This is a genomic window from Streptomyces sp. NPDC059832, from assembly GCF_042731715.1.
GTDB lineage: Bacteria > Actinomycetota > Actinomycetes > Streptomycetales > Streptomycetaceae > Streptomyces.
On record NZ_JBHWIY010000008.1, the window covers coordinates 257,743 to 277,429 of the forward strand.

The 19,687-nt window shown below is 70.8% G+C and carries 20 protein-coding genes; 2 read left to right on the forward strand and 18 right to left on the reverse strand.

From position 1 onward, the window contains the following. Positions 1-26 precede the first annotated feature (26 nt). The 17 genes from mmuM to ACFV8T_RS17145 all read right to left on the reverse strand — a co-directional run bounded on the left by mmuM (position 27) and on the right by ACFV8T_RS17145 (position 16,934). Positions 27-1,052, reverse strand: a complete 1,026-nt coding sequence (gene mmuM, locus ACFV8T_RS17065) for a homocysteine S-methyltransferase (RefSeq protein ID WP_385328344.1) — start codon at positions 1,050-1,052, stop codon at positions 27-29. An 85-nt stretch (positions 1,053-1,137) separates the two neighbouring features. After that, a complete protein-coding gene (locus ACFV8T_RS17070; RefSeq protein ID WP_385328218.1) occupies positions 1,138-2,061 on the reverse strand; it encodes an LLM class F420-dependent oxidoreductase in 924 nt (307 codons plus the stop codon). Positions 2,062-2,228: 167 nt separating this feature from the next. Beyond that, a complete protein-coding gene (locus tag ACFV8T_RS17075) occupies positions 2,229-2,786 on the reverse strand; it encodes a DUF6099 family protein (RefSeq protein ID WP_385328219.1) in 558 nt (185 codons plus the stop codon). Positions 2,787-2,909: 123 nt separating this feature from the next. Beyond that, the gene (locus ACFV8T_RS17080) at positions 2,910-3,278 is read right to left on the reverse strand and encodes a nucleotide pyrophosphohydrolase (RefSeq protein WP_266428111.1); all 369 of its coding nucleotides are present in this window, start codon (positions 3,276-3,278) and stop codon (positions 2,910-2,912) included. Then, positions 3,265-4,518, reverse strand: a complete 1,254-nt coding sequence (locus ACFV8T_RS17085) for an ATP-binding protein (RefSeq protein ID WP_385328220.1) — start codon at positions 4,516-4,518, stop codon at positions 3,265-3,267. Before ACFV8T_RS17085 ends, ACFV8T_RS17080 begins: the two co-directional genes overlap by 14 nt. A 133-nt stretch (positions 4,519-4,651) precedes the next feature. Beyond that, positions 4,652-5,047: a cell division protein SepF gene (locus tag ACFV8T_RS17090; protein WP_266428106.1), complete on the reverse strand. Its 396-nt coding sequence runs from the start codon at positions 5,045-5,047 to the stop codon at positions 4,652-4,654. A 104-nt stretch (positions 5,048-5,151) separates the two neighbouring features. Continuing rightward, positions 5,152-6,426: a cytochrome P450 gene (locus ACFV8T_RS17095; protein WP_385328222.1), complete on the reverse strand. Its 1,275-nt coding sequence runs from the start codon at positions 6,424-6,426 to the stop codon at positions 5,152-5,154. Then, positions 6,423-7,037 (reverse strand): ATP/GTP-binding protein, encoded by a 615-nt coding sequence (locus ACFV8T_RS17100; protein ID WP_114247180.1) that lies wholly within the window; start codon positions 7,035-7,037, stop codon positions 6,423-6,425. Before ACFV8T_RS17100 ends, ACFV8T_RS17095 begins: the two co-directional genes overlap by 4 nt. Then, on the reverse strand, positions 7,015-7,368 hold the full coding sequence (locus ACFV8T_RS17105) for a DUF742 domain-containing protein (RefSeq protein WP_385328224.1): 354 nt from the start codon (positions 7,366-7,368) through the stop codon (positions 7,015-7,017). The genes ACFV8T_RS17100 and ACFV8T_RS17105 overlap by 23 nt, the downstream gene beginning before the upstream one ends. Beyond that, entirely contained in the window at positions 7,365-7,790 is a 426-nt protein-coding gene (locus tag ACFV8T_RS17110; protein ID WP_266428095.1) for a roadblock/LC7 domain-containing protein, read from the reverse strand. Before ACFV8T_RS17110 ends, ACFV8T_RS17105 begins: the two co-directional genes overlap by 4 nt. Continuing rightward, on the reverse strand, positions 7,787-9,157 hold the full coding sequence (locus ACFV8T_RS17115) for an ATP-binding protein (RefSeq protein ID WP_385328227.1): 1,371 nt from the start codon (positions 9,155-9,157) through the stop codon (positions 7,787-7,789). Before ACFV8T_RS17115 ends, ACFV8T_RS17110 begins: the two co-directional genes overlap by 4 nt. A gap of 62 nt (positions 9,158-9,219) precedes the next feature. Beyond that, entirely contained in the window at positions 9,220-10,221 is a 1,002-nt protein-coding gene (locus tag ACFV8T_RS17120) for an MBL fold metallo-hydrolase (RefSeq protein ID WP_266428091.1), read from the reverse strand. Positions 10,222-10,571: 350 nt separating this feature from the next. Then, entirely contained in the window at positions 10,572-11,747 is a 1,176-nt protein-coding gene (locus tag ACFV8T_RS17125; protein WP_385328229.1) for a Gfo/Idh/MocA family protein, read from the reverse strand. 52 nt (positions 11,748-11,799) lie between these two features. Further along, positions 11,800-13,440 (reverse strand): hypothetical protein, encoded by a 1,641-nt coding sequence (locus tag ACFV8T_RS17130; RefSeq protein WP_385328231.1) that lies wholly within the window; start codon positions 13,438-13,440, stop codon positions 11,800-11,802. A gap of 57 nt (positions 13,441-13,497) precedes the next feature. After that, positions 13,498-14,445: a carbohydrate ABC transporter permease gene (locus ACFV8T_RS17135; protein WP_385328232.1), complete on the reverse strand. Its 948-nt coding sequence runs from the start codon at positions 14,443-14,445 to the stop codon at positions 13,498-13,500. After that, positions 14,442-15,452 (reverse strand): ABC transporter permease, encoded by a 1,011-nt coding sequence (locus ACFV8T_RS17140; RefSeq protein WP_385328234.1) that lies wholly within the window; start codon positions 15,450-15,452, stop codon positions 14,442-14,444. The genes ACFV8T_RS17135 and ACFV8T_RS17140 overlap by 4 nt, the downstream gene beginning before the upstream one ends. 681 nt (positions 15,453-16,133) lie before the next feature. Continuing rightward, positions 16,134-16,934, reverse strand: a complete 801-nt coding sequence (locus ACFV8T_RS17145) for a DeoR/GlpR family DNA-binding transcription regulator (protein WP_266428079.1) — start codon at positions 16,932-16,934, stop codon at positions 16,134-16,136. Positions 16,935-17,119: 185 nt separating this feature from the next. On the opposite strand from ACFV8T_RS17145, the gene ACFV8T_RS17150 reads away from it, so the two are divergent. Then, positions 17,120-18,004, forward strand: coding sequence for an SIS domain-containing protein (locus ACFV8T_RS17150; RefSeq protein ID WP_385328235.1), 885 nt, complete (start codon positions 17,120-17,122; stop codon positions 18,002-18,004). After that, the gene (locus ACFV8T_RS17155) at positions 17,997-18,965 is read left to right on the forward strand and encodes an acyl-CoA thioester hydrolase/BAAT C-terminal domain-containing protein (protein ID WP_385328237.1); all 969 of its coding nucleotides are present in this window, start codon (positions 17,997-17,999) and stop codon (positions 18,963-18,965) included. The genes ACFV8T_RS17150 and ACFV8T_RS17155 overlap by 8 nt, the downstream gene beginning before the upstream one ends. A 117-nt stretch (positions 18,966-19,082) precedes the next feature. On the opposite strand, the gene ACFV8T_RS17160 is transcribed toward ACFV8T_RS17155, so the two are convergent. Then, complete coding sequence (locus ACFV8T_RS17160) at positions 19,083-19,637, reverse strand: hypothetical protein (protein ID WP_385328239.1); 555 nt, start codon at positions 19,635-19,637, stop codon at positions 19,083-19,085. Between the last annotated feature and the right edge of the window lie 50 nt (positions 19,638-19,687).

Consider the following 19,687-nt stretch of genomic DNA (forward strand, 5'->3'; position numbering starts at 1 on the left):
GTCCACTCGCCTCCGACCAGGTATTTTCAGGTGTCCGAAGAGCCGGCTGGGTCTGTTCCCGGGGGCAGGTCTGCTCTCCGGGGCGGGTCCGCACTCCGGGGCGGGTCGGTTCTGCTCGTCGAGCGCTGCGCGGACTCGCCGGCCGTCGTCGTGCCGAGCAGTCCGGCCAGTTCCGCGACGGTGTCCGGGCCGACCCGGCAGCAGCCGCCGATCAGCCGGGCCCCGGCGTCCAGCCAGGCCGCTGCTCCGCCCGGGTCGAACGTGGGAGCGCCGGCCCATCCCCGTCCCCCCGCGTCCCACCGCTCGCCGCTGTTCGGGTACACGACGACCGGCTTCCCGGTCACCTCGGCGGCCACCCGCACCGCCCGGTCCGCGTCGACCGGATCGCAGCAGTTCACCCCCACGGCCACCACGTCGTCGCGCCCCGAGGCGAGGGCGAAGGCCGTCTCCAGCGACTGGCCCGCCCTGGTCCGGTCGCCCGCCACGCTGTACGAGAGCCAGACGGGCAGCCCGCACCCCTCGACCGCCCGCAGCAATGCCTCGGCCTCGTCGATGTCCGGCACGGTCTCCAGCGCCAGCGCATCGGGCCCGGCGGCGGCCAGCGCCTCGATCCGGGGCCGGTGGAAGCGCTCCAGCTCCCGGACGGAAAGCCCGTAGCGGCCCCGGTACTCGCTGCCGTCCGCCAGCATCGCCCCGTACGGGCCGACCGAAGCGGCGACCCAGACGTCCCGCTCCACCGCACCGGCGGCCCGTCGCGCCAGCCGGACACTGCGGGCGAACAGCTCCGCCGCCTCCGCCCGCCCGATCCCCCGCCGCGCGAACCCCTCGAAGGTCGCCTGGTACCCGGCGGTGATGAGCACCTGCGCACCCGCACGCACATAGGCGGTGTGGGCCGCCTCGATCTGTCCGGGCCCGTCGGTCAGCAGACGGGCCGACCACAGCGCGTCGGACAGATCGCAGCCCTGCGCCTCCAGCTGGTTGGAGAGACCGCCGTCGAGCACGACCGGCCCTGCCGCGAGAGCACGGCCGAGCGGACGGGCGGGCGGGCCCAGGCGCGGACGGGCGGGCACGGGGAGGGACAGTGAGCCGTCGGCCGGGCGGGCGGGGTGCACAGGTGGCCTCCTTTGCCCTCGGTCCTCAGCCGAGCTGGGACTGGATCTGGGAAGAGATCAGCTCCAGGTGGTCCAGGTCGTGCAGATCCAGGGCCTGGAGGTAGATCCGGGACGAGCCGATCGCGCCGTACCGGCCGATCTTGTCGACCACCTCGGCGGGCGAGCCCGCGAGCCCGTTCGCCTTCAGCTCCGCCACCTCACGCCCGATGACGGAGGCGCGGCGCGCCACCTCGGCGTCGTTCCTGCCGACACAGACCACCAGGGCGTTGGAGTAGACCAGGTCGTCCGGTGCGCGGCCGGCCGCCTCGGCGGCCTCCCTGACCCGGCCGAACTGCTTCTCGCTGTCCTCAAGCGACGCGAAGGGGATATTGAACTCGTCCGCGTAGCGGGCGGCCAGTCGCGGTGTACGCGTCGCACCGTGACCGCCGATCAGCACCGGCACCTTGGCCTGCGCCGGCTTGGGCAACGCGGGCGAATCGGTGAGCTGGTAGTAGGTGCCGTCGAAGCTGAACGTCTCGCCGATCCCGGTCGCCCAGAGCCCGGTGATGATCTCCAGCTGCTCCTCCAGCCTGCCGAACTTCTCCTTGGGGAACGGAATGCCGTAGGCCTTGTGCTCCTCCTCGAACCAGCCTGCGCCGAGACCCAGCTCGACGCGTCCACCGGACATCTGGTCGACCTGCGCGACCTGGATGGCAAGCACGCCGGGGAGCCGGAACGTCCCCGCCGTCATCAGGGTGCCGAGCCTGATCCGCCTGGTCTCACGCGCCAGCCCGGCCAGGGTGATCCACGCGTCGGTCGGGCCGGGCAGACCGTCCCCCGGGCCCATGCGGAGATAGTGGTCGGAGCGGTAGAAGGCGTCGAAGCCGAGGTCCTCGGCCGCCTTGGCGACGGTGAGCAGGGTGTCGTAGCTCGCCCCTTGCTGGGGCTCGGTGAAGATTCGAAGATCCATGCATCCATCCTGCACCTCCGGATACCGGTCGTTCTTCTCCTGCCGCCTCCCCGGCGCCGTCGCTGTCGAAGTCCTGTACAGTCACCGCCTTCCCGTCCGACGGCGCGCTCAAGGCCGCCCGTTCACCCCCGAATCCGCCGCGCGGTCGCATCCGACGCCTTGCCCGGTCACTCCCGAAGTCTTGCGCGGCCACGGCCGGCCGCCGTCGTACCTGCCGGTCCGCCGACCGCGCCGTACGGGCCGTCCCGCCCCCGGCCGCGCTCCAGATCCTGCTGCCGCTCCCTGTCCTGCTCGTCGAGGCGGCGGAGCATTCCGTGCACCCGGTCCATGGACTCGTCGGCCGCGTCGATCGCCTCCATGCACTGCCAGTAGAGCCCCTGCTCATCGGTCTCGCAGGCCACCCCGACCAGCGCCATCCCCACCTCCCCGAGCAGTGTGCCCAGCCCCGTCAGCGTCGCCCGGGGTTCGGTGAGCTCGGAGAGCTGCGCGGCCCGTGCCACCCCGGCCCGCGCCGCCGGGTGGTCCAGCGCCCCGCTGCTCCGGCCGCCGATCTCGCTCAGTCCGCGCGCCTCGCCCCGTAACTCCTTCGGTCCGTCGGCCGCCAGGCGGCTGCCGATCGCCTGGGCCAGCGCCTGTGCCTGCCAGGCCTCCGCGATGATGTCCGGCGTCCCCCTGCTCTGCGCCAGAGCACGCCGGCTGACTCCTACAAGACGTTCCGCTTCCATGCGTTCCCCCGTCCGTACGAAAAGCCGCTCACCTCATCCATTACCCACAGTGAGGTCACCGGTACCGAAAAGCCAGGGGAATTCGGAAATCTATGGACACTAAATCGATTGTGGATAAGTCGATCACTCCGAAGAGTGACGGTCGCTCGATTCCGTGGGGTCCTGGAGTCCCGGCACCGGGAATCGGGACTCGTTCCGGTCGATCTTCTGCGACAGCGCCGCGAGCGCGTCGATCCCCAGCACTTCGCAGAACTGCAGCAGATACGCGAGAACATCCGCGACCTCGTCCGCCACCCGGTGCGCCGTCTCGGGCCGCTCCATCACCCGCGCCGACTCCTCCGGCGTCAGCCACTGGAAGATCTCGACCAGTTCGGACGCCTCGACGCTCAGCGCCGCCGCCAGGTTCTTCGGGGTGTGGTACTGCTCCCAGTCCCGTGCGGCCGCGAACGCGGCGAGCCGTCGCTGCAGGGCCTGTACATCAAGTTCTGTCACGGTCCAGGTCTACCACCGTCACCCCGGGCGTCTCCCGGGCCCGTACCGCGCCCGGTTCCGTGACCGTCCCGGCCAGCCTGAGGTGCCCGGCCGCCCCGATCGACACGGCCAGGGACAGCAGCTCGCGCACCTGCCTTCCGTCCAGGTCCCGGTCGAGTCCGTCGGCCAGCACGGTGAGGGTCTGCATGGCCGACGGCACCTCCCCCGCGGCGTCCACCGCCAGCACCCCGGGGCCGGTGAGCAGCACGAGGGCGAGCGCGAGATACCTCAGCTCGCCGTCCCCGAGCCGCCCGACCGGGGTCGCCGGGGTGGCGGGTCCCCCGCCCCGCCCGACCGTCGCCCGCAGCGATCCGTCCGCGAGCCGCTCCACGCCCAGCGCGCTCACCGGCCCCGCGCACCCGGCATGCGCCGCGGCGACCAGCCGGGCATGGCGCTGGACGCACTGCGTGTGCGTACGCTCCAGCACCGCCGCGAGGTTGTCGCAGCCGCGTCGCAGTCTGCCGTCGCCGGCCGGCACGGGGGCGCGCATCCGCTGCGGTTGCGGTTCGCACGCGAAGACCGACCGCAGGGCCACGACCATCTGTTCCGCGGCGGCCAGGACCCGTAACTGCCCCTCGGTCCTGCCCGCGACCCGCAGCGGCAGCAGGGCCGTGCCCAGCCGGTCGTCCGGCAGCGGCGCGCGCGTCACCGGGACCGTGCCGGCGGTGTGCCAGGCCGCCTGGACCATGGAGCGCCCCGGGTCGCGCAAGGCGGTGGTGAGCAGGGTCTCGCCGCCGGCGGTGAGCCGTTCGCCGACGATGCGGAGCGTGGGCTCCGCCTGGACGGCGACATCGAGCCGTACCGGTCCTGCCGGGCCGTCCGCCGTGCAGCCGATCCGGAAGCCTCGGCGCCCCTGCGGGTCGGCCGCGGCCCCTTCCGGCACGCAGCCCGCCGGGTCCGGGAACACCTCGTCCAGCGGGTCCCCGCCACCCAGGCGCGCCAGCGCCTCGTACGCCCGCAACGCGCTCGTCTTGCCGCTGCCGGCGGGCCCCGCGAAGAGCGTGACCGGACCGATGGGAAAGGCGGCACCGCGGTGCGAGGCGAAGGCGGACAGCCGCAGTTCGGTGACGACGGGTCCGGCGGCGCGGTCCGGCCCGCCGGAGCGCCGCGCGGCCTCCGGACGGACCGGCTCGGGAGTGGCGGCGGCCCCGGAAGGGTCGGCGGGCGGTGGCGGGGTGGCCCCCGGTCGGAGTGCGGTCATGGGCGGACCGTATGCGCGCCACGGACCGGTGAACCGTTCCGCCTGAACGACCTTCCTACGATCGGGTTACACGAACCATCTCGCTCCGCCCACCCCAGCGCCCCGCCCCGCCCCCACGATCTCCGGCGGCCCACTAACCGGGCAGGCCCGCCGCCGTGACTCCCTCGACCTCCATGCCGACCGGGGACAGCAGGAAGACATTCCGGTCGACCCGGTGCATTCCGCTGCCGAGGCCGAAGACCACCCCGCTGGTGAAGTCCAGGATGCGCTTGGCCACATCCGTCTCGGCGCTGGTCAGGTCGAGCAGCACCGGAATCTGGGAGACCAGGTACTCGGCCACCTCCCGTGCGTCCGCGAAGACCTGGACCCGCAGCACGACGAGTCGCCGCTGCTCGGACGCCGGGCTCTCGTCGGGGACCGTGCGGTGATCCACCCTGGACGGCCACTCGTTGCGGCTGCGCAGAGGTACGACCTGGGCAAGCCCCTCCCACTGCTCGTCCGTGACGTCGTACCTGTCGTACCTGCTCACCGGACCACCCCGTCTGTGCTTCGGTTGGCGTTGCGCCGGCTGCGCTCGCTGTTCATCGGGCAATTCTCTCGCCACTCACCCGTTCGGCGTACCACCGACACGGTTCATGGGCCGATCGACACCGCCGACGGCCCGTCCTCGGCTTCCCCGGCGGACCTGAGCCGGTGTGCTTCCGCACTCATGTCGACGGGGGTGAACCGTACCGGAAGCCGGACCAGCGCGCGGTGGAACGGTCCCGGACGCCACTTCAGAGCACTGACCGGAACGGCCAGTTCCGCGTCGCACAGCTGACTGGTGAGCTGCTCGATCGCGGTCATGGCGATCAGGAGCGCCGGCTGCTTCGCCGGGCATCGGTGCGGACCCGCGGACCAGGCGAGGTGGGCGCTGGCCCCGGAGCGGACCGCGGGGTCCGAAAGGCCGGGCGCCGAGCGGGTGTTGGCCGCGGCGTAGGAAACCAGGAGGAGTTGTCCCGCGCGCAGCCGCACGCCGTGGAACTCCGTGTCGTGCCGCGGGTAGTGGGCGGCGAGATTGGCCAGCGGCGGATCCTGCCAGAGGACCTCGTCGATCGCCTCGTGCGCCGTCATCGCGCCGCCGTGCAGCGAACCGGCGTAGCGGGCGTCGGTGAGCATGTGCAGCAGCGCGTTGCCGATCAGATTCGTGGTCGGATCGTGGCCCGCGCTCATGATCAGGGTGATCTGACGCACAGTCTCGTCGTTGTCGAGATTGGCCGGGTGGCCGAGGAGGTACGAGGTGAGGTCGCGGCGCGGCCGGGTGCGCCGGTCGGCGACCAGTTCGGTGACGACCTCGACGAGGTCGGCGTACGCGGTGGCGGCGTTCTCGGCCGAGTTGAACATGCCGGCGATGCCGTTGACGATGCGTTCGCCGTCGCCCGGCGGCACGCCGAACCAGGTGACGAAGACGTGCAGCGGCAGCCGTCGAGCGTACTGGGCGATGAGATCGCCGCTTCCGGTGGCGGCGAATTCGCCGATGAGCCGCCGGGCGACCCGAGCGACCTCGGCCCGCAGGACGTGCGGCTCGATCAGGGCGAGGCTGTCGTTGATGGCGTCGCGGTAGCGGGCGTGCACGTCGCCGTCGCTGAAGAGCGCGGTGGGCCGGTAGCCGAGCATGGGCAGGACCGGCGAGTCGTCGGGCACGGTCGCCTGCCAGACGCGCGGGTCCTTGGTGAAGGTGTGGGTGTCGCGCAGCAGATCGACGGCGGCCTGGTAGTCGGTGACCAGCAGGGCGTCGATGCCCGGGGCGAGCCGGACGGGCGCGAGCGGCCCGTGTTCGCGCAGGCGTCGGTAGTGGCTCCGCGGGTCGGCGGCGAATTCCGGTCCGTACAGGGCGAGGGGCTGCGGCGGCTGTGCGTACGGTGTCATGACGGGTCCTCGGGCCTGGGCATCCGGGTGAGCACGTGCTCGGCCAGCGCGATCAGCGCGTCGATGCTGCCGCGGCGTTCACGGGCGTCGCACTGCACCAGGGGGGTCTCGGGTGCGAGGTCGAGGTGTTTGCGCAGGACCTCGTCGGTGTGGGCGGGGGCGTCGGGGAAGCGGTTGACCGCGACCGCGTACGGCAGGCCCTGCTCCTCGACCATGTCCATGACCGCGAAGGAGTCGGCGAGTCTGCGGGTGTCGACCAGGACGAGTGCGCCGAGCGCACCGCGCGCGATGTCCTCCCAGAGCGGCAGGAACCGCTGCTGGCCCGGGGTGCCGAACATGTAGAGCACCAGGTCGTCCAGGACGGTGAGCCGGCCGAAGTCGATGGCGACGGTGGTCGTGGTCTTGTCCGGCAGCCCGGCGGTGTCGTCGAGCCGGGTGCTGGACTGGGTCATCGCCTCTTCGGTATGGAGCGTGGCGATCTCCGACAGCGTACGGATCAGGGTGGTCTTGCCGACGCCGAACGGACCCGTGACGACGAGTTTCATCAGGGTCCGGGCGGCAGGCGGCAGATAGCCGATGCCGGTGCGGTCAGTGGAGGGAGCGGAGTCCAACGAGCAGCCTCTCGACGAGCGACCGGTCGATCTCCCCGGCACTGGGGATGGGCGGTCGGGTGTGCAGATGTCCGGCGGCCGCGAGGTCCGTGGCCAGGAAGACGGTGGCGCTGACCGGCAGGCCCAGGTGGGCCGCGCACTCGACGACGGTGAGCGCCCCCGGTTCGAGCAGCTCGCACAGTCTGCGCTGTTCCGAGCCGGTGTCCGGGGGCAGCTCGGTGTCGGCGCGTACGAGCACGTCGAGCCGGTCGAGCGCGGGACCGGCGGGCCGGGTCCGGCCGCCGGTGACCAGATAGGGGGGTATCAGACGGCGCCCTGGGCCGGAGGTCATGGCCGGGCGGTGGTGTCCGGCAGGCGGGCGGGTGCGTTCATCGCCCGGGTCAGGGCGGTGACCTGCACCTGCATCTGGTACGCGATGTCGCCGAGCTTGGCTCCGGGTTCCGCGAACAGGGCGAGTGTGGTGTTGTTCCCGGCCGGTACGACGATGGCGAAGCCCTGGTCGGACTCGACGACGGTCTGGGCCAGGCGCGGTGCCTCGACGTCGGTGAACGCCGTGGTGAACGCGCGTGCCGCGGCGTGCAGCGTGGCGGTCATGGCGGCTACCCGCTCGCCGGACGCCCGGTCCAGGCCGGGCGACGCGCCCTCGACGAGACCGTCTCCGGTGGCGACCACGGCGTGCTGGACTCCCGGCAGCTCCAGCAGCGGGGTCAGCACCCATGCGAGGTCACCGGTGGTGGAAGTGGGGGCGCTCACGTCTGGTCGTCTCCTTGCTCGTCCCGGTCGTCCGGGTGGTCGTGGTCGTCCGGTGCCGGTGCGGATGGCCGCCCGGCGACGCTCCTGCCGTTGAGGGTGCCCTGTTGGAGTGCCGCCCAGGAAGCCCCGGCCTGCTCCGGTGTACGGGGCACCTGTTCGCGGTTCGGGGCGGCGTCGGCGGACGCGGGGCGGGCCGGGGCCGGACGCGGGGCGCGTCGGCGTCGGCTGGGCAGCGCGGCAGCCTCCCCGCCGGCGGGTTGCGGCACGGGGGCGGTCTCCTGCTCGGTCGGGGCGGGAACGGAGGAACTGGCCTGCGCCTGCACCGGCTTCGGGGCCAGGGCGGAGAGGCTGCGGTCCTCCTCCATCACGGTCAGCAGATGGGCGGGAACGCGCAGGATCGTGCGCATGCCGCCGAACGGCGATGCCTCGATGTGGCAGTTGAAGCCGTACTGCAGCACCAGCCGGCCGACGACGGCGAAGCCGGTCTGCGGCGGGTCGCCCAGCTCGGTCAGGAGGACTTCGGGCGGGCCCGCCAGCAGGGCCCGTGCCCGGTCGAGCGCGTCGTCGTCCATCCCGATGCCCGCGTCGTCGACCACCAGGAACGCGCCGCGGCCGCCGCTCTGCTGGAGGGTGACCTGGACATCGGTGTCGGGGTGCGAGTAGGCGGTGGCGTTGGCGAGCAGTTCGGCCAGTGCGATGGCGAGGGGTTCGGCGGCGCGGGCGACGAGGGCGAGCCGTTCGTCGCGCAGGTGGTTGGCGACCTTGACACGTTCGTAGCCGGCGACCCGGGACTGGGCGCCGAGCACGATCTCGACGAGCGGCGAGTTCTGGCGGGCGAGGCCGGGCCAGGCGTCGCAGAGCACCGCGGTGGCCTGGGTGCGCCGCAGCGCCAGTTCGTTGCGGAAGTCGAGCTGCAGGATCCGCGGGTCGTCGTACTCGTGCTGGAGCTCGTGCAGCAACTGCTGGGACTGGTTGAGCAGGGACTGGATCTTGGCGGAGGTGCCGCGCATCGCCGCGCGGGCGGCCGCGTCGACACGCCCGCGCTCCTCGACGACGGCCTTGCGGGCGGCCTGCACCGCCTCGGTGAGCAGCCGCGCGGAATCGCCGTCGACCTCGGCCGCCTCCCGCAGTCCGGGGACCTTGGCGGTGGGATGGGAGAGGGCGAGCGCGGCGGCGGGTATCCGGTTGTGGGCCAGCTGGCGGATCTCGTCGGTGAGGGCCGCGGTACGGGCCTCGGCGGCCTTCGACTGGCGTTCGGCCAGCTCGGCACGGGCCAGGGCGATGTGTTCGGCGCGCGCCGAGTTCTGTGCGCGGACCGCTGCCGCCACGGCAGCGGTGACGGCGATCACCGCCATTATCCATCCCATGCCGTCACCGCGTTTCTGTTGTCGGATCGGTCTTCCGGCCGAAGCGGCGGCAGAAGCTCCGCCTACCGCTCCGCGGGGCCCGCCGGCTCATCCGGCTGCTCCAATTCTTGAGCGACCACGGCGACCTCGGTCATCACCTGGAGCACTCCGGGCAGCTCGGAGCCGTCGAGCTGCCGGTACTCGCTGCCGATGGTCACCACCAGCCGCTCGGGCAGGCCCAGTTCCGGGTAGCGCCCCTCGCCGATGACCCGGCGGGCGGCCTCGACGGCGGGAATCCCCGCCGTGTGGAAGGCGTGGGCGCGCTCGCGCACGTACTCCAGGTACACGATGTGGTCGCGCACCCCGGCCCGGTCGAGGAGCGGGCCGTGCCCCGGGACGACGGTCTCGGCGCCGGTGGCCAGCACGCGTTCGCAGGCCGCGATCAGATTGCTCAGCGGACCCGCCCAGTGCACCGGGTGGTCGCCCGGCTGCTCCGGGGTGGAGGAGAAGATGATGTCCCCGGTGAACACGGCACCCTGCGCGGGCAGATGGACCATCAGGTCGCCGGTGGTGTGCGCGGACGGCAGCGCGGAGATCTGGACCGGGTACTCCCCCAGGGTCAGTTCGAGCTCGCCCGTGAAGTAGGTCGTCGGCACCACCGGCTCGGTCTGCGACCAGTCGAAGGGGCCGAAGTGACGTGCGAGATAGCTGCCGAGCGGGGTGGCCGGATCGCCTGCGGCGACGAGGGCGTGCTGCTGCTTCGGGGTGGGTTCGTAGTGGATGTGCTCGCGGGCCTCGCGGGTGGCGATGATCTCCGCGTCCGGGAGTACGCCCGCGCCCCAGAAGTGGTCCCCGTTTGCATGGGTGACGATCACCCGGTCGACGTGGACGCCGTCGGGCAGCCGCTTCGTGGACTCGGCCAGGAACTGGCCGGCCAGCACGGCGTCGTACGGGGTGTCGATCCAGAGCGCACCGCGGGGCGAGACGAGCAGACCGCAGTTCGCCAGCCCCCAGCCCCGTTTCGGCGGGAGCCATGCGTAAAGGCCCCGCCCCAGGTCAACGACGTCTCCACCCGTGATCGACATGGACGCGATTATGCCGACCGAAATCCGGCCACGCGTTCGAACTCGGTCACCATGAGGTCCCGTTGGCGCAAATTCATCGCTCCCGCTCCCCGGCGGCGGAGCCGCGGTGACCCTGCGAGACCGGCGCACCCCGTCCTCACCTGTCACCTTCCGGATGAACCTTCTCAATTCACCCGACAGTGTCACGCGTCGCGGTGAGCAGCAGCCGGGCGGTCGCCAAACCGGAATGAGTCGATTACCCACCGAGCATGGCCGAAAACAGTCGCAAGAAGAGACCTCCGGGGCGGCGCCGGAAGGCACTGTCCCCGGAGGTCTCCCGGGCGGCGAACGAGTCGCGCCCGTCGTACCGGCTACTGGCGGACCTGGCCGCCCTCGAAGTAGGCGATCAGCTCCGGGTCGAGGGCCGGCACCTCGAACGGCGCACCGCCCTCGCGCAGGGAACGGGTCGCGAGCACACCGGCGGCGACGCTCATCCGGGCGGCGACCGGCGAGGTGTCGGTGACGCCCCCGTCGCGCACGAACTGGCAGAACTCCTCCATGATCCGGGTGTCCCCGCCGCCGTGCGAGCCACCGGCCTCCGGAACCCGGTAGGTGATGTCGGCGTCGCGGCGGTAGCCGCTGGGGCCGGTGTTCCAGACCTTGACCTCGTCACCGGGGCTGTCACCGAAGTTCTCCAGGCGGCCCTCGGTGCCGATGACGGTGTAGTTCCGCCAGTAGTCGGGGGTGAAGTGGCACTGCTGGTAGGCGGCCACGACGCCGTTGTCGAGCTGCATGTTCATCACCGAGACGTCCTCGACGTCCACGATGTGGTGCAGGTCCTTGCGGGCCGTCGGCGGCCAGTCGAACTCGCGCAGCCAGTTCGCCGGTCGCGGGGTGTCCGCCTCGCGGCGCGGCAGGTCGCCGTAGACGAGGAGGTCGCCGAGCGCGTTGACGCGGCGGGTGTAGCCACCGGCCAGCCAGTGCAGGACGTCGATGTCGTGCGCGGCCTTCTGGAGCAGCAGGCCGGTGGTGCGGGTCCGGTCGGCGTGCCAGTCCTTGAAGTAGTAGTCACCGCCGTAGCCGACGAAGTGCCGCACCCACACGGCCTTGGGCTCGCCGATGTCACCGCGGGCGATGATGTCGCGCATCAGCCGCACGACGCCCATGTGGCGCATGTTGTGTCCGACGTACAGCCGGGTGCCGGTCTCGTACGCGGCGCGCAGGATGTTGTCGCAGCTCTCGACGGTGATCCCGAGCGGCTTCTCGACGAAGACGGCCTTGCCGGCCCGCAGCGCGTCGATGGCGATGGTCTCGTGGGTGTCGTCCGGGGTCGCGACGATGATCGCGTCGAGGTCGTCCCGGCCGAGGAGCAGCTTGTAGTCCTCGACCGCGACCTCGGTGCCGAAGCGCTCGGCCTCGCGCCGGCGCACCTCGGGGTCGAGGTCGCAGACGGCGGTGATCGCCGAACCCTGTCCGGGGTGGTGGGCGGACGTCGCGATGGAACGGCGCAGGCCGAGCCCGATGACGCCGAGTCGCAGGTCTGACACGGGGGTCCCTTCTGTCTGTACGGGTGGTGCGGGCGGAGACTACTGACTGCGGCTACTTGCCGGCGAGCGAGGCCTCGAACTCGGCGCGCATCTTGTCGCCGCCGCCGGAGCGCCACTTGCGCAGCTCCTCCTTGAAGGCGGAGATCGGCTTGCGGCCCGCGACGATGTCCTTCTGGCAGTCGCTCATGGCGGTGGTGAGGGAGGCGCTCTTGCTGGTGGACGTGTCGGAGAAGTGGCCGCTCGTCGGGTTCGTCTGGTTGATCTTGAGGAGCTCCTGCTGCCAGCCGTGGATCCGGCCTGCCAGCTCCGCCTTGCCCGGCAGGTAGATGTACTCGGGGCCGGCGGCCAGGAAGGCGAGCGGCATGGCGGTGGTGACCGCCTCCGCGTTCCCCTTCGGCGTGAGCTCGATGTCACCGTTCGACGCGTGGGTGAAGTGCGTGCCCTCGATGCCGTTGTCGAGGAAGAGCCGCTCCTCGGTACCGAAGGGCGCGGCCAGGTAGTCCAGCACGCCCAGCAGCATCTTGACCCGCTTGTCGTCGGCCTTCTTGTTGATGGCGGTGTAGCCGACGGATCCGTATCCCATGCTGTACCGCGGGTTCGCGCCGGACTTGGCGGCGAACGGCGTGATGATGCCGAACGGGAAGTCGTAGTTCTTGACGTCGACCAGGAAGCTGGGGAAGGACTGCACATAGGCGCCCAGCGTGCCCTGTGCCATCTTCTCCATGACGGTGGAGAGGTTGGGGTCGGGCCAGAAGAGACCGGCCTTGGCGACCTTGACGCCGAACGCCAGGGCCTCCTGGTACTCCTCGGTCTCGTACATGTGCGTCAGCTTGCCGCCCTCCAGCCGCCAGCCGCTGGGGGCGCCGAACCACTGGCCGAACATGCCGACGTGGTTCACGTACGCCGGCTCCAGGACGTACTTGTTGCGCTTGGCGTCGAGGAGCTCCTTGCCCTTGGCGAGGAAGTCCTCGGCGCTGGTGAACTCGGCGCCGCCGACCGGCTTCCAGAAGTCCTCGTTGACGACGTAGACCTGGCCCATGGAGCCGTAGGCGACGGTGACGCCGCGGATCTTGCCGTTGATGACGGCGGTCTTCCACGCGGTGGTCGGCAGGTTCGCCAGGTTCGGGTACTTCTTGACGGCGTCGCCGGACAGGTACGGCGTGAGGTCGTGGAACTTGGCGTCCAGCAGCTCGGGCACGCGCTGGATGCCCTGGTTCGGCGGGAACCAGACCAGGTCGGGTATGTCGCCGCTGGCCATCATGGCGTTGAACTTGGTGAGGTACGCGTCGACGCCCTGGTCGACGACGATCGTCATGTCGAACTGCGCCCCGAGACGCTTGTTCAGCTCCTGCCAGTAGCCGTTCTTGCCCTGCGGCGGGGCGGGCGTGGTGAACGTCTCGGTGAGGGCCGTGATCCGGCTGCCGTCGCCGGGCGCCTTGGCCACGGACCTGGTCAGCTTCTTCGGGTAGCGCAGATACGTGGCGTCCAGCCCGGCCGCGTTCCCGGCGAGGTCCGCGGGGGCGGTCTGCGCGGGGACGTACGCCGGGAGCTTCAGCTTGGCGGACGCCTTGGCCCCGCCCTTGCTGATGGTGGCGCCGCTGCCGCACGCGGTCAGGGACGTCAGACCGGCCACGGTCAGGCCGGCGATCCCCGCCGCGCCCATGAAGCCGCGCCTGGACAAGTTGGTGGACATGGGTACTCCTTGAAGTGTGTGAAGTGCGCGGGACGACGGGAGGTCCGGGCGGGCGGATCAGCCCTTGATCGCCCCGGTGAGGACGCCCTTGACGAAGAACTTCTGCAGGAAGGGATAGACGCAGAAGATGGGCACGATGGCGATGATCAGCACGGCCATCTGCAAGGAGGTCGCGGGCGGGATCGCGTGCACGCCCATGGCCTGCGCGTTGATGCTCTGGCCGTTGAGGACATAGCTGCGCAGGATCACCTGGATGGGGAACTTGCTGGAGTCGTTGAGGTAGAGCACCGCGTTGAAGAAGCTGTTCCAGTACCCGACCGCGTAGAAGAGGCCGACCACGGCGAGGACCGCCTTGGAGAGCGGCAGCACGATCCGGAAGAGGACGGTCACCTCGCCCGCGCCGTCGATCCGCGCGGCGTCGTACAGCTCCTCGGGAATGCTCTGGAAGAACGAGCGCACGACCACGATGTTGAACGCGTTGAGCAGTACGGGAAGGATCAGCGCCGCGTAGGTGTCGAGCATCTTGAACTGCTGGACGGCCAGGTACGTGGGGATGATGCCGGGGGCGAAGAGGAAGGTGCCCAGCACCAGCAGCAGGATCGGCTTGCCGAGGACGGTGCCGGGCCGCGAGGTGCCGTACGCGATCATCACGGTGCAGGCCAGGCTCAGCGCGGTGCCGATCAGCGTGATGAAGATGGAGACCACGGCCGCCTGGGTGACGACTCCGCCGGAGAGGATGACCCGGTACGCCTCCAGCGTCGGGTGCTTGGGCAGCAGGACGTATCCGCCGTTGGCGTTGAGCTCCTCCCGCCCGGCGAGGCTGGTGCCGATGGCGAGGACGAACGGGTAGAGCACGATCACGGTCAGGACGACCAGGGCGGCGGCCTTCGCACCCTGCCCGTACCAGTGGGGCCGTTCCATCCACGGCGGGCGGCCGGAGGAGGCGCGGCGGCGCTCACCGCCGCGGGCGGTTCGCAGCCGTGCCGCAAGGGTCTGCTGACTCATCGGTACACTCCCTGCTCACCGAAGCGGTGGGCCAGCTTGTTGGCGGCGAGGATGAGGGCGAATCCGATGACGCCCTTCATCAGGCCGGCGGCCGTGCTCATTCCCCAGCTGCCGTCGATGACGCCGTGGAAGTAGACGTAGGTGTCCATGACTTCCGAGGCGTCCGGACCGACCGCGTCGCGCTGGAGGATGATCTGCTCGAAGCCGACCGAGAGGATGTCGCCGAGCCGCAGGATCAGCAGCATGAGGATCACCGGCCGGATGCCCGGCAGGGTGATGTGCCAGATCCTGCGGAGCCAGCCGGCCCCGTCCATGGCGGCGGACTCGTACTGGCCCATGTCGATCGAGGCGATGGACGCCAGGAAGATGATCGTTCCCCAGCCGCAGTCCTTCCAGATGGCCTGGGCGGTGATCAGCAGCTTGAAGGTGCCGGGATCGGTCATCACATTGCCGATGTTGACCCCGTGCTCCATCAGCAGCGTGGTGACGGAACCCGCGCCGCCGAGCACCTGCTTGAACATCGCGACCACGACGACCCAGGACAGGAAGTGCGGGAGGTACACGACGGTCTGGATGAACCGCTTGATCTTCTCGCTGATGAGCGAGTTCAGCAGCAGTGCCAGCGCGATCGGGGCCGGGAAGTAGAGCAGCAGCTGGATCGCGGTGATCTGCAGCGTGTTGGAGACCGCGCTCCAGAACTCCGGCTCGGAGAGCAGCGCCGTGAAGTTCGCGAGACCGACGAACGGGCTCTGCTTGAAACCCAGGAACGGCTGGTAGTCCTGGAAGGCGATGACGTTGCCCGCGAGCGGCAGGTAGAAGAAGAGAGCGAAGTACAGGACACCCGGCAGGCAGAACAGCAGAAGTGATCTGTCCCGCCTGAGGCGGTGCCGGAGCGGTAGTCGTACCCGTATGTCCTTGCGCTTCTTCCCGCCGGAGCGAGCCGTTTCGTCAGGGTCATGGGGCTGCGGCACAGGCGACCGCACGGCCGAGACCGGCGCATCTGCCATCGTCACAGGCACCTCCAGGGCTGATGGAGCAACGGGGAGTGTCCCGCGATCACGACTGCAACACGCACCGGTGACAGTGCGGCCGTTGCTCCCTCGCGGCGACAGCCACATGGTTCACGACATGCACCTCAATGGCAAGAGTTGTTCATTTCACACGGGTAACGAACATCTAAGGACATTGGAAAGTCCTGGCTGAGCTTCGCTTTGACCCCCCGGAAGCCCGCAATCGGGCACATCAGGGGCACATGGCAGGCGCAGAACGGTCACGGAAGAACCTCGACGTGATCACCGAACCTCTTGTCGGCCGGTTGATCGCAACTCAGAAGCCGCCCCTGTGCTCGATCTTGCACCACTGGACGCATCCTCCAGCATTCTCAAGCAGAGGCTGGGGAAACAACTTCTGTCCGACCGCGGCGCCCGGGACGGCCGGCGGCGGCAAGAAACCCCGGTCACGGTCACGACCCGCACCGGGCGCGCCCGGACCGCTGACGGCCTGGGCCCACGGCGCGCACGGCTCGGTCGTGGACGACGCGGCCGGCACATGCCGGTACGCCCGGCGCGGCAACGCGACCGGGCACCGGGTGGAACCGCGCGGCGGCACCGGCAGGGCCGGCCGGCGGTGGACGGCGGCCCCGCCCGACCTCGCGGGACAACATCACCGCCGGTCGGGAGGGGGTCGCCTCACACGGCGATGACGGTGACGCCGGCCTCCGTGAAGCGAGCGGTCGCCTCGGGCGTGATGCCCTTGTCGGTGACCAGGAAGTCGACCTGCCCCAGATCGCAGACCCGGGCGAAGGCGCGCTTGCCGATCTTCGAGGAGTCGGCGGCCACGACCACCCGCTGCGCCTGCTGGGCGAGCAGCCGGTTGATGCTGGCCTCGCCCTCGTGGTGGACGTACGCACCGCGCTCGGTGTCGATCGCGTTGACGCCCAGCACGGCGACATCCAGCGTGATCTCGCCCAGCACCCCGCTGGCCAGCGGGCCGGTCAGCTCGTACGACTGCGGCCTGGCCACCCCGCCGGTCACCACGATCTTGATCTGCGGCCGGATCACCAGCTCGTTGGCGATGTTGAGGGCATTGGTGACCACGGTCAGGGTCGGCTGGCCGCCCATCCCGGCCGCGCTGTCGCCGACGACGTCGGAGCGCACCGCCAGCGAACGGGCCACCTCGGTCAGAGTCGTGCCGCCGGTCAGCCCCACCACCTCGCCCACGGCCACCAGTTCGGAGACCGCGCGGCCGATGGCCTGCTTCTCCGGGGCGTGGCGTCCGGTCTTGTAGCGCAGGGCCAGTTCGTAACTGACGCCGTGCGCCACCGCGCCACCGCGGGTACGGGTGAGCAACTGCTGCTCGGCGAGCTGATCCAGGTCACGGCGGATGGTCGCGGCCGAGACGTCCAGCGTCGTGGCGGCGTCCTCGACGTCCACCCGGCCGTTCTTACCGACAAGTTCCAGCAGCGCGTTCCACCGGGCATCCCTGGACAAGGCAACTCTCCTTACGAGTCCGGGCTTCGGGCACCCATCCCCTTGGGTACGGTCACCGGACACGCGCAAGCGTCGCACAAGGCTCCGCCCAGTCAAGCCTCCTGCAAGCAGAATGCTTGATAATGCTCGTAGGTCGCGTATAACGTGCGTAAACGAGCATCCCACTACGAGTACGGAGTGCAAAAGTGTCATTTGTCGAGATCGAGACAGCCAGTCAGCCGGATTGCTGGCGTCGCGCCGCCGAGCTGGCCCAGACGCAGTCGGCCGCTCTGCCCGCCACCGGTGAGCGCATCGCGGTCGTCGGCTGCGGCACCTCGTTCTACATGGCTCAGGCGTACGCCGCGCTCCGCGAGGGGTCCGGCCAGGGCGAGTCCGACGCCTTCGCCGCCTCGGAGTTCCCGTTCGGCCGCGGCTACGACCGGGTCGTCGCCCTCACCCGCTCGGGAACCACGACCGAGGTGCTGGAGCTGCTCGAACGTCTGCGTGGTGCCACCCGCACAGTAGCCATCACCGCCGATCCCGACACCCCGGTCATGACGGCCGCCGACGACGTCGTCGTGCTCGACTTCGCCGACGAGCAGTCCGTCGTGCAGACCCGGTTCGCCACCACGCTGCTCACCCTGCTCCGCGCCCACCTCGGTCTGCACACCGAGGACGTGGTGCGCGACGCGGAGACCGCGCTGGCCGAGCCGCTGCCCGAAGGCCTGGTGGACTGCACCCAGTTCACCTTCCTCGGCCGCGGCTGGACGGCGGGGCTCGCCAACGAGGCGGCGCTCAAGATGAAGGAGGCGTCGCTGTCCTGGACCGAGTCGTACCCCGCGATGGAGTACCGCCACGGCCCCATCAGCATCGCCACCTCCGGCACCGCGACCTGGATGTTCGGCACCGCCCCCGAGGGTCTCGCCGAGCAGGTGCTGGCGACCGGCGCCCGCTGGGTGGAGAGCGGCCTGGACCCGCTGGCCGAGCTGGTACGCGTGCAGCGTCTGGCCATCGCCCGCGCCGCCGCCCGCGGTCTGGACCCGGACAGCCCCCGTCACCTCACCCGCTCCGTCGTGCTCACGGATGCCTGACCGGCCGGTGCACATCGTCGAGCGCACGTTCGGCGACCCCGGCGAAGGCGCTCGTGAGGCTGCTCGCGGAACCCCTCATGAAGCCCTTCACCAGGGCGTTCGTGAGGGGTTTCTCGCCAGGCCCGCGGGCGGGCCGGTACGCGACACGGAAGTCGGGGTGCTGGTGCTCGCCGGGTCCAGCGGGCGCATCGAGGACGAGCGGTGCAGGCTCCTGGCCCGGGAGGGCATCGCCGCCCTGTCGATCCGCTGGTTCGGCGGCCCCGGGCAGCCGCCGGGCATCTGCGAGGTCCCGCTGGAGACGTTCGAGCCCGCGATCGAGGCGCTTCGCGCGGGCGGCGCACGGCGGATCGGCGTCCTCGGTACGTCCAAGGGCGCGGAGGCCGCCCTGCACCTGTCCGTGCTCCTGCCCGGTGTGGACGCCGTGGTGGCGCTCTCGCCCACCTCGGTCACCTGGGCCAACGTCGGGCCCGGCCGGGACGGACGGAGCCGTCCGTACCGCTCCTCCTGGACCTGGCGCGGTGAGTCGCTGCCGTTCGTCCCCCTCGACGACTCCTGGGCACCGGCGCCCGGACGGCCTGAGGGCGATCCCGTAGCCGTCCTCGGCTGGTACGAGAAGAGCCGGCGGACGTTCGCCGACCGCGTCGACGCGGCGGCAATCCCGGTGGAGAGGTCCGGTGCCGAACTCGTCCTGGTCGCGGGCGGCGACGACGCGATGTGGCCCTCGCTGCGCTCTGCCGAGGAGCTGGCCGCCCGCCGCAGAGCGGCCGGCCTGCCCGTACGGGTCATCGGCGGCCCCGACGCGGGCCACCGCCCACGGCTGCCGGGCGAGGGCCCGGCGCCCGCCTCCACGCAGTTCCTGTACGGAGGTTCGACCGCGGCGGACGCGGCCCTCGGGGCAGCCGCCTGGCCCCACATACTCGACGCGCTGCGCGGCACGCGCGCTCCGGTCGGAGGTATGTGAGGAGGACCGGCGGTGCGTGCGGAGGCCGACGGTCCCGCGAGGAAGCCGGCAGTACGGGAGAAGGCCGGCGGTCGTCCCTTCCGCCGGCCCGGTCTCTCGAACGGCACCTCTCCGTGGTCAGGACTCCTCGAAGTAGACGTCCAGAACCGCGTCGAGTTCCGCCGCCCACTCCTTGAGGCTGCTCCTGGCCGGCGCCTCGACCTCGGCGTTGAACCATCGGCGGGTCGACATATGGACCGTGACGGTGAACCGGCGGCCGAACCGGGGGGTCTTCACCTCGACCGCGCCGATCTCGTCCCAGCGGAACTCGGCCTCCTGATCGTCCAGCCGGAACCGGACACCCTCGCGGTCCGCGGTGATCGACCCGCGGCGGTCGCTCACCTCGAACGCGGGCCCGTCCGCCGCCTCCTTCCCGTCCGCCGCCGAGGCCTCTTCCGAGTCCGGCTCCGAATCGGACACGGCCTCCGCGGCCTCGGACGCCCGCTCCTCCGTCCTTTCCGGCTCCGACTGTTCCCGCTCCGTCTGTTCCGGTTCTGTCTGCTCCAGGTCTGTCTGCTCCAGGCTCGTATCCGGTTTCCCGGCCGTGACGGGGGCCATGAGACCGGGGATGAACGCCGGGTCTGTCCCTGCGGCGTATCCGGGCTGAGTGTTCGGATCTATGCGCTGCTCCACGGCGGGCAGTATGGCCGACGAAACTGTGCCGGGCCAGCGAGCCCGCCGTG